Below are 13,237 nucleotides of genomic sequence, written 5' to 3'. Positions count from 1 at the left end.
CCCGCGGAGCGGGTACCACATCGCTGCGCGATGTGCAAGCGAACACCCGCGCTGCGCGCGGGTGTTGCGCTCCCGCTCCGCGGGAGCGCTGGCGGGACGCTGCGCGTCCCACGCAACTCGACTGCTGCGCAGTCGGGTTGACGCTCCGTCCGCTGCGCTCCCGGAGTGGCGGGACTTCGTCCCGCTGTCAGGCCTCCGCTTCGCTCCAGCCTGACGGGCGAGTCCGCTGCGCTCCCCCGCCTGACGGTCCTTCCGGCTGCGCCTCCAGAACCGTTGGGGCCCGCGATAGCGGGCCTGGCTGGCTGTGGGGGTGGGGAGCGGCTACTCGATGTGCCCGGTGGTTGGGTCCACTTGCTTCAAGAAGTCCCGGGCTGACGCCTGTAGTTCCGGCTCGCTCAAGGCTCTGGCCGGCTGCACGGCAGAAGTGAAGCCGTACCCGGGGTTGGGGCCTGAAAGCCAGGTGAAGTCGTACGTGCCCAACTCGTCAGGGCGCTCTGTGACATCGAACCTCTCCCCGTCGACCATCAGTCTCCACCGCCGTGTGCTGCGCCTGTCCATGACTGGCCAGTATGCCTGGGCTCTGGCATCGCTCGTTCGTGTCAGTGTTTCAGTGTAGCGCGTGCATCAACCTGATGCAGCATGTAGTGTTGGGGAAAAATGCAGCACACCCTCCAACCGCCACGACGGGGCACGCTCGGGCTGTCGAAAAGAGGGAAAGCCGTATGTGGAGTGTTCATGATGTGGCGCGGGATCAGGTCAGGCGCCAGGCAAATGGTCTGGAGGTCGCCGCCGTTGCGGAGAGGGTCGCTGAGGCTGCTGTTCGCGAGCGTGAGACAGCGGAACAGTTGCGGCGAGACGGTTCCTTCTCCGAGTTCGGGAGGGACCCGGAGCGGCTGGCTGACGCCTGGGCGGCCAAGCACGCCGAGTGGCAGCGCGTCAGGGACTTGACAGCTACTGCCGGTTGGGGCGCGTACGAGCCGGAGGGTGGCGGGAGGAGGCGGGCGGAGCTGTGGCTGTCCGCCGGACCTGGCCGGCGGATCCGGGCGGTGGCCGAGCGGGCCGGGCTCCAGCCCGCTCAGGTCCTGGCTCAGCTGGCCGAACGGGTCATGGTGGGCGAGGACGGTACGGTGTCTGTCCCGCCCTTCACGCCGTCCCGGTGATTTCCCGAAACGGTCAGAAAGCGAGCTAGGGGAGGATCAGGAAATGCCGGATATTCAGCTCCGAGAACACCAGGTCGACCAGAAGGCGAGTTTCCGAAGGTGGGTGGGATTCCCTGCAAGGTCATCTGTGCCCCCGCAGGGGGCGCGGGGCACAATCGTGTCCGCGACCGGATCGGGGAAGACATTCACGGCCGCTGCGTGCGCGATGGAGTGCTTCCCAGACGGCCGGATCCTTGTCACGGTCCCAACGCTGGACCTGCTCGTGCAGACCGCCCAGGCGTGGCGCCTGGTAGGCCACCGGGCCCCGATGGTCGCGGTCTGCTCGCTGGAGAACGACCCAGTGCTGAACGAGCTGGAGGTGCGCACCACCACCAACCCGATCCAACTCGCCCTGCGGGCACGGTCCGGGCCGGTCGTCGTGTTCGCCACGTACGCCTCACTCGTGGACCGCGAGGACATCGACGCCGCGGAGGACCAGCGGAAGGTGCGCGGGCCGCTGGAGGCCGCGCTGGCGGGCGGGGAGCGGCTGTACGGGCAGCAGATGGACGGCTTCGACCTCGCGATCGTGGATGAGGCCCACGGCACCGCTGGTGATCTTGGCAGGCCGTGGGCGGCGATCCACGACAACGCCCGCATCCCCGCCGGCTTCCGGCTCTACCTCACGGCCACACCACGCATCCTGGCCTCTCCCCGGCCGCAGAAGGGCGCGGAAGGCCAGGAGCTGGAGCTGGCCTCGATGGGCCAGGACTCCGAGACCTACGGGCCGTGGCTGGCCGAACTGGGGCTCTCGGAGGCGATCGAGCGGGGCATCCTCGCGGGCTTCGAGATCGACGTGTTGGAGATCCGCGACCCTTCCCCGGTCCTTGGGGAATCGGAGGAGGCGCAGCGGGGCCGGCGCCTGGCGCTTCTGCAGACGGCGCTCCTGGAGCACGCGGCGGCGTACAACCTGCGCACCGTGATGACGTTCCACCAGAAGGTCGAGGAGGCCTCCGCGTTCGCGGAGAAGATGCCGGAGACCGCTGCCGCGCTGTACGTGAACGACGCCTCCGACGACGACCTGGCGGCCGCGGACCGGCTCCCCGCATCGTCGATCGACGCAGAGTTCTACGAGCTCGAGGCCGGCCGCCACGTACCCCCGGACCGGGTCTGGTCGGCGTGGCTGTGCGGCGACCACCTCGTCGCCGAACGGCGCGAGGTGCTGCGGCAGTTCGCAGGCGGCATCAACGCGGCCGGCCGCCGGGTCCACCGCGCGTTCCTCGCCAGCTGCCGCGTCCTCGGGGAAGGCGTCGACATCACCGGCGAGCGGGGCGTGGAAGCCGTGTGCTTCGCCGACACCCGCGGCTCCCAGGTCGAGATCGTCCAGAACATCGGCCGCGCGCTCCGGCTCAACAAGGACGGCTCCGCGAAGGTCGCGCGGATCATCGTGCCGGTCTTCCTGGAGCCCGGCGAAGACCCCACCGACATGGTCGCCAGCGCCTCGTTCCGCCCCCTCGTAGCCGTCCTCCAAGGACTCCGCAGTCACGATGAACGATTCGTCGAGCAGCTCGCCTCCCGCGCCCTCACCAGCGGGAAGCGCAAGGTACACGTCCGGCGCGATGAAGAAGGGCAGATCGTCGGGGCCGGCGGCGAGGGCGACGGCGAGGACCAGGAGCAGAACGACACCGACGCCGCTGCCGAGTCGGCCCTGCTCCACTTCTCCAGCCCGCGCGACGCGTCGACCATCGCGGCCTTCCTGCGCACCCGGGTCTACCGGCCGGAGTCCCTGGTGTGGCTCGAGGGCTACCAGGCCCTGCTCCGCTGGCGGAAGGAGAACAAGATCACCGGCCTGTATGCGGTCCCGTACGACAGGGAGACCGAGGTCGGCGTGACGAAGGCGTTTCCCCTTGGACGATGGGTCCACCAACAGAGGAAAGCCCTGCGGGCCGGAGAACTGGAGCCGCGCCGCAAGACCCTGCTGGACGCCCCGGAGGCCGGGATGGTCTGGGAGCCGGGCGAGGAAGCGTGGGAGAACAAGCTCGCCGCGCTCCGGTCCTACCGGCGGGCCATGGGGCACCTCGCGCCGCCTCAGGACGCGGTGTGGGGCGAGGGCGAGGGCGAGGCGATGGTGCCTGTCGGGCAGCACATGGCCAACCTCCGCAGGAAGGGCGGCCTGGGCAAGGATCCGGAACGGGCGGCAAAGCGCGCGAAGCAGCTGGCCGCAGTCGATGAGGACTGGAACTGCCCGTGGCCGCTGGACTGGCAACGCCACTACCGCGTACTCGCCGACCTCGCCGCCGACGAACCAGGCGGCAGCCTCCCCGACATCGCACCCGGCGTACTCTTCGACGGCGACGACATCGGACGATGGCTGGCCCGCATGCGAGAGGCAAGCACCTGGGCGCAGCTGTCCACCGAGCAGCAGGAACGGCTGACCCAGCTGGGCATCAAGCCCGTCCAGGCGACGTCTCCGGCCCCTGCGGCTACGCGTTCGGCGAAGGGCCCGAGCAAGGCACAGCAGGCGTTCCAGCGGGGCCTGGCGGCCCTCGCGCAGTGGGTGGAGCGGGAAGGCGCCCACCGGCCTGTACCACGCAGCCACACTGAGGAGACCACCGTCGACACAGAGACGGAACCGGTGGCCGTGAAACTGGGCGTATGGGTCTCCAACACCCGGGCGAGGCGCGACAAACTCACCCAAGAACAGCTCGACGCGCTACGGGAACTGGGCATCGAGTGGGCAGGCCCGGCACCCGCCGCACTGGCCCTCACGGGCGGAGGCTCGGAGCAGCCGGCGCCCACGGAGACGCCCGTGCCGGAGCAGCGCGACGCCGACAACACGGGGACGGATGAAGAGCGCGAAGCCGAGGCGGCCCGCGGTCTGGCGCGCATGAAGCGACTCACCGAGCTGACGCGGAAGCACACCAAGGCCGAACTGCTGCGCATGGCCTACGCGGGCGGCCTGGTGCGCCACAACTCCCCTGAGCAGTGGCGCAAGGATGAGATCGCCTCCGCCGTCGTGGACAGCGAGCTCAGGGCCGCCGCCCGGGCGGGAGCCGACCAGCCTCCCGCCCCGCCCACGGCTGTCGCCCCGCCGAAGCGGCCGCCGGGACGGCACCACCATGACGAGTGCGACAAGGAGCTGCACGAGGGCGGCACCTGCACCTGCGACCTGATCGAGCAGTACGGGCCGCCCTCCGATCGGGACGACTACTGAGACGGCCTCCGACCGCTCCACCGCTGGACCCCGGGCCTGTCGAGGCCCGGGGTCTTGTGCGTTCACGGGGTGAGGCGGTGCCAGATGAAGACGCAGCTCTCCAGGCTGGCGAGTGACGGCCGGCGCAGCACGGACCGGATCCGCTCGGGTCCCACCAGGACGATGGGCATCCGGCGCTCACGCTCCTGGAACAGGCTCCACAACGCGTAGACGTACAGCAGTGCCTCGGTCCGCAGCAGATGGGCATCGCGTACGACCACCACAGGCCAGGCGCGCCGTGCGAGTTCGTCCTCGACAGCCTGCTGTGCGTCGGCCAGCCGGCGCGGCCGGACACCGAGGTGCAGAGCGGCGTGGAACACGTCCAGGAGCGCCGCGAGGTTGCCCGGTGCTGCGGTCGTGACCATGACGGAGTCGGCCCCGTCGCAGCGGCTGAGAGCGGCCTCCACCACGGCTTCACCCTGGACGTTCTCCGGGGCGATGACGCACAGCAGTGCGCGGGTCTCAAGAATGTGTGCCAGGTTCTCGGCAAGTGCGGAGAACGCTTCGTCGGACACGGCCGTGGCAACCTCACCCATGGTCCCTCCCCTGGGAGCTGCGTACGGGACGCCGTCAGTCCAGCACGTTCGCGGACAGCGGCGGAGACATGGACTTCATCACGGCGCAGATTGACCGGGCCTGTTCGAGATGTGAGCGGCTGTGCCGCATCAGCGAAGTCGGGGGCGGCAGCCCGTCCGCGTTAGCGGGCGAGGGCGAGTGCGTGCGCCTCGTCGAGAAGTTCCCGCAGCGTCGAGGTGGTGGGTGCGACGGCGGTGGCGAGCAGTGCCGGGCCGCCCGCCAGCGGTGCGAGGACGGCACACCCCTCCTTGGTGCCTTCGCCGAGCAGGACGGAGTCTCTTCGGACGTCGAAGCGCGGGTCCACGACCAGGAGCTGGCCGACGGCGCGGTGCCCGTTCAGGACGGCCGGGCCGTCCCAGCCGGGTTCCGGGGCCCCATACGCCGTCTGCTGGTCGAGCAGCGGGCGCCCGCCCCGCTGGACCAGGATCCGGCTGACGAGGTGGCCCGGTTCCTCGTCAGCCCGGCCCAGGTACTGCTCTTCCCGCAGTACCAACCGTGCGGTGGCGGCGAGTTCGACGGTGTAGGTCTGTCGCAGGTTGCTGCCGGCGGCGCTGATCAGGGGCTGCGGCAGCCAGCGCAGATGGGCGTGTTCCCCGGCGGTGAGCCGCACGTCGTAAGTGGCCGCGTCGGTGGTCGGGCCGCGCAGGGCGAGCGTGGCGGCAGCCGTGATGACCTCCAGCTCGGCCCGGTCCTCGGCGGTGATGTCGAGGGTGAGCCGGTCGCCACCGAGCGGGGCGCACATCGCGCCGATGATCCCCACCGTGGCGGCGTTTTCGCCGGTGCGCATGCGCCGCAGGTAGAAGGGGCCGTCGCTGCGCAACTGCGGAAGGGTGGTTACGCGTCCGTTGTGCGCGGCGCGGATGCGGGCCGTGGCACGTACGCCGTGCGGGTGCCCGGCGGGCTCCTGGGCACCGGCTGAGGGAACGGCGCATTCGGACGGGGCCAGGGATGCGGCGATTTGGGGGGCGGGGCTCATACGGCTGCCCCGGCACGCCATTGGGTGAGGTGGCCGGTGACCCAGTCGGCGACGTCGCGGATGCCGTCGTCGGAAGTGAGGCTGGTGAAGAGGACGGGAAGGTCGCCGCGCTGTCGTTTCGCGTCGGTGGCCATGGTGTCCAGGTCGGCACCGACGTACGGGGCGAGGTCGGTCTTGTTGATGATGAGGAGGTCGGCGGTGGTGATGCCGGGGCCGCCCTTGCGGGGGATGTCGTCGCCGCTGGACACGTCGATGACGAAGATCTGCACGTCGACGAGGCCCTTGGAGAAGGTGGCGGTCAGGTTGTCGCCACCGGACTCGACGAGCACGAGGTCGAGGGGGTGGAGGGCCTCTTCCAGCTGCTCTACGGCTTCCAGATTGGCGGAGATGTCGTCGCGGATCGCGGTGTGCGGGCAGGCGCCGGTCTCGACGGCGGTGATGCGCTCGGGCGGCAGGACGGCTTCGCGGCGCAGATACTCGGCGTCCTCGCGGGTGTAGATGTCGTTGGTGACGGCGGCGATCTGCCACTGGTCGCGCAGGGTGCGGCAGAGAGCGGCGACAGTGGCGGTCTTGCCGGAGCCGACAGGGCCGCCCAGGCCGACGCGGAGGGCGCGGCGGCTGCCGTCGGGAAGGAGCGGATCGGCGCTGTGTGTGTGCCGCTGGGGGAAGGTCTCAGAGTGGTCGAGGTGCATGTCAACTCCATTGCACAGTAGATGAGTTCGGGGGTTCAGGAGGCGAAGAGGCGGACGGTCCAGGCGGCGTGCTGCTCCCCGGTGAGGTCCAGCAGGGGCGAGGAGGCCGACGGCAGGACGTCGAGGCCCTCGGTCGCGGCGCGGGTCGCGGCTTCGGCCGCGGATTGGGCGACGTCGTCGGTCTCGGGGCCGAGGCGGGCCAGCAGCCCCGAGGCGTCGAGCGGGTCGAGGCTCAGCAGGCGCACCGCTGCGGTGGCCGGGCCGCCGATGTTCTCGTACGCGGCGGCATAGGCGGCGTCCACCGGGGCGAGCCCGGCGGCGCGGGCGGCGAGGCCCAGGACGATGGGCTGGTGAGCGCCCTGGGGACGCGCGGCGGCCAGCTCTTCGAGTGCGGCTGAGGGGAAGGTGGCCCGGGCCGCGCGCAGCATCTGCCGGCCGAGCCTGCGGGCGACGGCACGCAGTGCGGGGACGGGGGTGCGCGCGTCGGCGGCGTCATCCAGCAGTAGCGGATCAAGCCCGGCGGCAGCTGCGGCTGCGAGGCCAGCCGTCGTCAGACCGGTGGTGTGCAGACGCCCGCGGCAGAACGCCTCCAGGCTGTCGGTGTCGTGTACGGCTTTGTGGGCGACCGCGGCCTCGACGCCGCCGGAATGGGCGTGCCCACCGGCGGGGAAGCGGCCGTCGGCCAGGAGGAGCAGGGCTGCGCGGCTCATGGGCGAGCGGCTGCCTTTCACAGGGTCGGAGGGTGAGGCGGTGGCCTCCGGGCGGGCACATCGCGCCCGGCCGTGGCGCGGTGGCGCCCAAGGCCGGGCGGGCGTCGGATCAGAAGAGGAAGTACCGCTGTGCCATGGGCAGTTCGCTGACGTAGGCGCGCGGCACGGTCACACCGTTGATCTCGGTGCGGGAGTCCCCCGTCGTCGCGCCGCCGATGGTGACCTCGAAGGTGTTGTGGTCGACTTCGAGGTCAACCCCCTTAGCCGGGTCATCAACCTCCTCGGCCTTGGCCACCTTGTTGTTCAGCAGCATGTTCTTCTTCTTGATGTCCCGGGTGTCCGTGATCGCGACGAACTTCTTGTTGAGACCGACCGTTTTCACCGCGCCCTGAGCGTCCTGAGCCTCTTGAGCGGCCCGAGCGGCCTTCTTGGCCACATCGGCCAGAGCATCCGCAGCGGCCTTAGCCTTCTGGGCGGCCTCAAGGGCCTTTACGGCCTCAGCGGCCTCAAGGTCCTTATCGGCCGCTTCGGCTTCATCGGCCTCAGCGGACTGAGTGGACTCAAGGGCCGCTTGGGCCGCTTGGGCCGCTTGGGCCGCATTCTCCACCCTGGCCACAGCGGCCTCAAGGGCCTCTTCAGCTGCATCGGCCGCATCGGCCAGAGCCTTCGCAGCGTTTTTGGCGGCCGCAGTATCCCCGCTGCTCTGGGTGGTGCCGAATCGCAGGTTCAGCTTGTCGACCTGCTTCGAAGCGGCGAAGTTCACCGAGTTGCTTCCCGGGGCGTGGCCGGTAGAGCCCCAGACCGGCCGCGGCAGGTAGGGCTGCGGTGTCGTGATCGACCCATTGGCGTCGCCGGTCTGCGCGTAGGCGATCTGGCCGCCCTTGAGGATCCTGTGCGGCTTGACGCCGAAGAACTTCGGCTCCCACAGCACAAGGTCTGCCATTTTCTCCGGCTCCACGGAGCCCACGTGCGTAGCGATGCCGTGCGCGATCGCCGGGTTGATCGTGTACTTGGCGATGTACCTGCGCGACCGGTAGTTGTCGTTCGGCAGCCGCACCTCCGGATCCTCCTGGAACGAATGATCCCCTTCACCCTGATTCGGTACTTTGGCCCGGTCTTTGGTGTTCTCGGGATCGATATCGACTGCGATCGTTCGGATCTCCGCGTACGCCCGGTCTTCGGGCAGTGTGCCGTAGCGGCCCTTCATGACGTGCGCGGTCTGCCAGGTGCGCATGATCATCTCGCCGATGCGCCCCATCGCCTGGGCGTCCGAGGACATCATCGAGATGACGCCCATGTCGTGGAGCAGGTCCTCCGCCGCCATCGTGGACGGCCGGATGCGGGAATCCGCGAAGGCCATGTCCTCCGGAATGTCCGGGTTGAGGTGGTGGGCCACCATCAGCATGTCGATGTGCTCCTTGACGGTGTTCACCGTCAAGGGCCGGGTGGGGTTGGTCGAGGCGGGCAGGACGTTCGGCTCCTTGGCCAGCTCGATCATGTCCGGGGCGTGGCCTCCTCCGGCGCCCTCGATGTGGAAAATGTGAACGGAACGGCCATTGATAGCGTCCTTGGTGCTCTCCAGGAATCCGGCCTCGTTGAGCGAGTCGGCGTGCAGGGCGACCTGGATTTCGTTGTTCGTGCAGAATTCCAGCGCCTTGTCGATCACCGCGGGCGTGGCACCCCAGTCCTCGTGCACCTTGAGGCCGATGACACCGGCCTCCAACTGCTCCTGCAGCGCAGCCGTGTTCATCGTGCTGCCCTTGCCGAGCAGGCCGATGTTGACCGGGAACTCGTCCAGGGCTTCGAAGAGTCGGGTGATGTGCCACGCGCCCGGGGTCACGGTGGTGGACGCACTGGCCTCGGCGGGGCCGGTGCCGCCACCGATGAGGGTGGTCACGCCCGAGGCCAGGGCTTCGTGGATCTCGTCGGGACAGATGAAGTGGACGTGGGTGTCCACGCCGCCCGCGGTGAGGATCCGGCCGTTGCCGGAGATGACCTCGGTGCCCGGGCCGACCACGAAGTTCTCCGGTTTCCACGACGGTGGGACGTCATCCAGCGCCTGTTTACGAGTGAGCTCAACATCGAGCCCCCGGAAGTCCCTCGGGTTCATCGTCTCGGGGTTGTACGCCTTGCCGATGGCACAGATGTTGCCGGCCCTGATGCCGACGTCGGCCTTGACCACACCCCACCAGTCGAGGATCAGCGCTCCCGTGATGACGGTGTCCACGGGGATATAATTCGGGTTGTCGGCCTGGTCCTCCGGGTCGTCCGGGCCCTTGCCACGCGAGTCGAAGTGGGACATGCCCATCGACTCCCGGGCCATCTTCCCGCCGCCCCAGACCATCTCGTTGCCGCTGTGGTCCGGCCCGCCGGCCCAGTCGGCTTCGATCTCGACGGTGAGGTCGGTGTCGGCCAGGCGGACACGGTCCCTGGCGGTGGGCCCGTACAGAGCGGCGTAGTCCGTCCGCTTCAGCCAGTTGCTCGGCTTCTTCTTGTGATGCGGACCGTCCTGGCCCGACGCCGGCTGGTCTGTCATTTCGCGACCTTCCCCTTGCGCAGTCCGTGAATCTGGTCGGTGTCGGTCGCGGCTTCGCCCTGAAACTTCACCAGCTCCACGACGCACTCGTCTCCTGGCTCGAAGCGCACGGACTTGCCCGCGGCGATGTTGAGCCGACGCCCCTTCGCCTCGGCGCACGCTTTGAGAAGTGATCCGTTCGAGGGCTCCTTCCAGTCGAACGGGTCGCTCGGGGACCTGCGTGTGCCGACCTTCACCACCGTGAGGCCGGGGTTGACCTCGGCGAAGTGGTAGTGGGAGCCGACCTGGATGGGACGGTCGGAGGTGTTCTTGACCCTGATCTTCGTCTTGTCGTCCTGCAGGTTCTCGTTGAACTCGATCGGGTCGGTCCAGGCCGCCTCGTCCTCGCACTTGTCGCAACAGCTGTGCGAGCCGGTGTCGCGGTCGCCCGGGCAATTCGGCTTGCGCTGCGGTTTGGGGTGCTCGATCTTGCCCGGGTGGACCTGGCCTTCGGCCTTCACCGCGGCGTCCGGGATGGGGTCGTGGATCGTCACCAGCTTGGTGCCGTCCGGGAAGGTGGCCTCCACCTGGACGACGTCGATCATCTCCGGAACGCCGGTCATCAGGTCGGCGCGGGTGAGCAACTGCCGGCCCGAGTCCATGACGTCGCTGACCGTCTTACCGTCGCGCGCCGCCTCAAGGGCGTGAGCCGTCAGCAGAGCCATGGCCTCGGGGTAGTTGAGGAGCAGCCCCCGGTCACGACGCTTAGCTGCTACGTCGGCCGCGACATGGATCAGCAAGCGCTCCTGCTCATGCGGAGTCAAATGCACGATGACTCCTCTCTGTTGGTCGGATGATGCGTGCGACCGGACATGCCAAAGCGACAGACAACGTTCCCCCGGAAGGCGACGGCCGCTCCCCTAGCATCAGCGAGGAAGAACGGCGAAACGGCTAAATGGCGGCTTATCTGCACGATCCGGTGAATCCGTGGGGCACACCGTTTTCACCCCGCCCCGTCGGGCATCAGGAGCCCGGTTCCGAAACCGTGGACGAATTCGGTGAGTTGGGTATCCGCCTGGGACTTCGTCGATCAGTCCTCGTCCTCACCGGCTTCCGTACCGACCGCCTGTCTCGGCGACGGTCGAACTCGGCCGTCTCACGGCACCCCGTGGTCCCCGTGGGAGAGGGCGCTCCACCTTGTTTAGCGTGCGCGCCGCGCACGTTTGAGTGAACGACCGGTGCGTGGCGCGCACGCCAGCTGACGGGAGGGCGACCATCCAGGAGCGGTTCATCCGAGGGAAAGGGCTTTTCTATGCGTCGTGCGCTGATCATCGTCGATGTGCAGAAGGACTTCTGCGAGGGCGGCAGCATTCCGGTGAAGGGCGGCGCGGGCCGGGCCGCCGCCATCGCCGAGCTGGTCGGGCATGCCGACGGGCAGTACGCCTTCGTCGTCGCCACCCGTGACCACCACATCGACCCGGGCGCCCACTTCTCCGAGAACCCCGACTTCCAGGACTCGTTCCCCGTGCATTGCGTCGTCGGCAGTGAGGGCGGCGAATTCCATCCGGACTTCGCGCCCGCCGTTAACTCCGGGCACGTCGACGAGGTCGTCTTCAAGGGCGCGCACTCCGCCTCGAAGAGCGGTTTCGAGGGCTTCACCCAGGACGGTACGACGTTGTCCGCCTGGCTCAAGGCCCGCGACGTCACCGACCTCGATGTCGTCGGCATCGCGACCGATCACTGTGTGAAGGCCACTGCACTGGACGGAGTGCGCGCGGGCTTCACGGTGCGGGTCCTGCTCGACTACACCGCCGGCGTCGCCGCCGACACCACGCGCACCGCACTCGACGAGCTGCGCCGCGCCGGTGTCGCACTGAGCGGCGAACCTGTCGTCGTCGCGTGAAGAGGCCGGCCGAGCAATGCTCATGACCTGTGGATCGGCTCGGGAGGACGTACCTTCCCGGGTGATTGATCGATAGGTCACCGAGCAAGACCGGTGTTCGCAGCACCGGTCGGAAAGGCACGTGCGTGCTCAGCGTAATGAACGATGAGGGCACGACCAGCGGCTCCTCCTTGATCGACGAGATCGTCCGGGAGGGCGCGCGGCGGATGCTGGCCGCCGCGCTGGAGGCCGAAGTAAACGCCTATATCGCCGAGTTGGTCGAAGAGCGCGACGACAACGGACGCCGTCTGGTGGTGCGCAACGGCTACCACCAGCCCCGGCAGGTCACCACCGCGGCCGGCGTGGTCGAGGTGAAGGCGCCACGGGTGAACGACAAGCGCGTCGACGAGGCCACGGGCGAACGCAAGCGGTTCTCCTCCGCGATCCTGCCGCCGTGGTGCCGCAAGTCCCCGAAGATCAGCGAGGTGCTGCCGCTGCTCTACCTGCACGGCCTGTCCTCCGGCGACTTCGTGCCCGCCCTGGAGCAGTTCCTCGGCAGCTCGGCGGGTCTGTCACCGGCGACGGTCACCCGGCTCACCCAGCAGTGGCAGGCCGACCACCAGGCGTTCGGCGAGCGCGATCTGTCCGGCAGCGACTACGTCTACGCCTGGGCCGACGGCATCCACCTGCGCATACGCCTGCAGGAGGCGAAGTCGTGCGTGCTCGTGCTGATGGGCGTGCGCGCGGACGGCACCAAGGAGCTGATCGCCATGAGCGACGGGTACCGCGAATCCGCCAACTCCTGGGCCGATGTGCTGCGCGACTGCCGGCGGCGCGGGATGCGCGCTCCCGTCCTGGCGGTCGGCGACGGCGCGCTCGGTTTCTGGAAGGCCCTGGCGGAGGTGTTCCCCGAGACCCGCCATCAGAGGTGCTGGGTTCACAAGATCGCAAATGTGCTCGACAGCCTACCGAAGTCAGCCCAGCCGGGAGCGAAGAAGGCCCTGCAGGAGATCTACAACGCCGAGGACCGCGACCACGCACTCGTAGCGGTCGCGGCGTTTGAGAAGACCTACGGCGCGAAATGGCCCAAGGCCGTCAAGAAGCTCACCGACGACGTGGACGAACTGCTGGCGTACTACGACTTCCCCGCCGCGCATTGGATCCATCTGCGCACGACGAACCCCATCGAGTCCACGTTCGCCACCGTCCGCCTGCGCACGAAGGTCACCAAGGGCGCCGGCAGCGCGGCCGCCGCCTTGGCCATGGTGTTCAAGCTCGTCGAGTCCGCCCAGCATCGGTGGCGTGCCGTGAACGCACCCCATCTCGTCGCCCTCGTCCGCGCCGGAGCCCGCTTCGAACGCGGCCAGCTCGTTGAACGGCCACAGACGACTGCGGCATGAATAGGGTGGCGGACCTTCCTCAAAGTTCGAGATCATCCGACCATGTCGGATGACGCGCCAGGACAAATCCTTCCGGTCGGCTTCGGGTTCCGGCCGT

General features: G+C 68.8%; 8 protein-coding genes and 3 pseudogenes. 4 read left to right on the top strand and 7 right to left on the bottom strand.

Annotated elements, in window-relative coordinates:
• Positions 1–845: 845 nt before the first annotated feature.
• Together ACFYO2_RS48775 and ACFYO2_RS48770 are read left to right on the top strand one after the other, a co-directional pair.
• Complete coding sequence (locus ACFYO2_RS48775; RefSeq protein ID WP_388363764.1) at positions 846–1,160, top strand: hypothetical protein; 315 nt, start codon at positions 846–848, stop codon at positions 1,158–1,160.
• Between the two features lie 43 nt (positions 1,161–1,203).
• Positions 1,204–4,350, top strand: a complete 3,147-nt coding sequence (locus ACFYO2_RS48770) for a Helicase associated domain protein (protein WP_388363761.1) — start codon at positions 1,204–1,206, stop codon at positions 4,348–4,350.
• A 62-nt stretch (positions 4,351–4,412) separates the two neighbouring features.
• On the opposite strand, the gene ACFYO2_RS48765 is transcribed toward ACFYO2_RS48770, so the two are convergent.
• The 7 genes and pseudogenes from ACFYO2_RS48765 to ACFYO2_RS48735 form a co-directional block, all read right to left on the bottom strand.
• Positions 4,413–4,925, bottom strand: coding sequence for an AAA family ATPase (locus tag ACFYO2_RS48765; RefSeq protein WP_388363760.1), 513 nt, complete (start codon positions 4,923–4,925; stop codon positions 4,413–4,415).
• Between the two features lie 161 nt (positions 4,926–5,086).
• Positions 5,087–5,725, bottom strand: a complete 639-nt coding sequence (locus tag ACFYO2_RS48760; protein WP_388363767.1) for an urease accessory protein UreD — start codon at positions 5,723–5,725, stop codon at positions 5,087–5,089.
• 212 nt (positions 5,726–5,937) lie between these two features.
• A complete protein-coding gene (gene ureG, locus ACFYO2_RS48755) occupies positions 5,938–6,633 on the bottom strand; it encodes an urease accessory protein UreG (protein ID WP_388363757.1) in 696 nt (231 codons plus the stop codon).
• A 35-nt stretch (positions 6,634–6,668) separates the two neighbouring features.
• Positions 6,669–7,343 (bottom strand): urease accessory protein UreF, encoded by a 675-nt coding sequence (locus tag ACFYO2_RS48750; protein ID WP_388363754.1) that lies wholly within the window; start codon positions 7,341–7,343, stop codon positions 6,669–6,671.
• A gap of 733 nt (positions 7,344–8,076) precedes the next feature.
• A pseudogene (locus tag ACFYO2_RS48745) lies at positions 8,077–9,879 on the bottom strand (urease subunit alpha); the annotation flags it as partial.
• A pseudogene (locus tag ACFYO2_RS48740) lies at positions 9,876–10,229 on the bottom strand (urease subunit beta); the annotation flags it as partial. The pseudogenes ACFYO2_RS48745 and ACFYO2_RS48740, both read right to left, overlap by 4 nt.
• Positions 10,230–10,391: 162 nt before the next feature.
• Positions 10,392–10,688: pseudogene (locus tag ACFYO2_RS48735) on the bottom strand (urease subunit gamma); the annotation flags it as partial.
• Between the two features lie 482 nt (positions 10,689–11,170).
• Between ACFYO2_RS48735 and ACFYO2_RS48730 the strand changes: the two are divergent.
• Positions 11,171–11,761, top strand: a complete 591-nt coding sequence (locus ACFYO2_RS48730) for an isochorismatase family protein (protein ID WP_388363752.1) — start codon at positions 11,171–11,173, stop codon at positions 11,759–11,761.
• A gap of 125 nt (positions 11,762–11,886) precedes the next feature.
• Entirely contained in the window at positions 11,887–13,140 is a 1,254-nt protein-coding gene (locus ACFYO2_RS48725; RefSeq protein ID WP_388363749.1) for an IS256 family transposase, read from the top strand.
• Positions 13,141–13,237: the final 97 nt, after the last annotated feature.

It is taken from the genome of Streptomyces sp. NPDC006602 (assembly GCF_042870385.1).
Lineage (GTDB): Bacteria > Actinomycetota > Actinomycetes > Streptomycetales > Streptomycetaceae > Streptomyces.
This window is presented reverse-complemented; position numbering and strand designations above follow the sequence as displayed.

Bases quoted from the DNA above. Each gene is read 5' to 3' on its own strand.
- ACFYO2_RS48770 (WP_388363761.1), top strand. From the start codon at position 1,204: ATGCCGGATATTCAGCTCCGAGAACACCAGGTCGACCAGAAGGCGAGT.
- ACFYO2_RS48765 (WP_388363760.1), bottom strand. From the start codon at position 4,925: ATGGGTGAGGTTGCCACGGCCGTGTCCGACGAAGCGTTCTCCGCACTT.
- ureG (WP_388363757.1), bottom strand. From the start codon at position 6,633: ATGCACCTCGACCACTCTGAGACCTTCCCCCAGCGGCACACACACAGC.
- ACFYO2_RS48750 (WP_388363754.1), bottom strand. From the start codon at position 7,343: ATGAGCCGCGCAGCCCTGCTCCTCCTGGCCGACGGCCGCTTCCCCGCC.
- ACFYO2_RS48730 (WP_388363752.1), top strand. From the start codon at position 11,171: ATGCGTCGTGCGCTGATCATCGTCGATGTGCAGAAGGACTTCTGCGAG.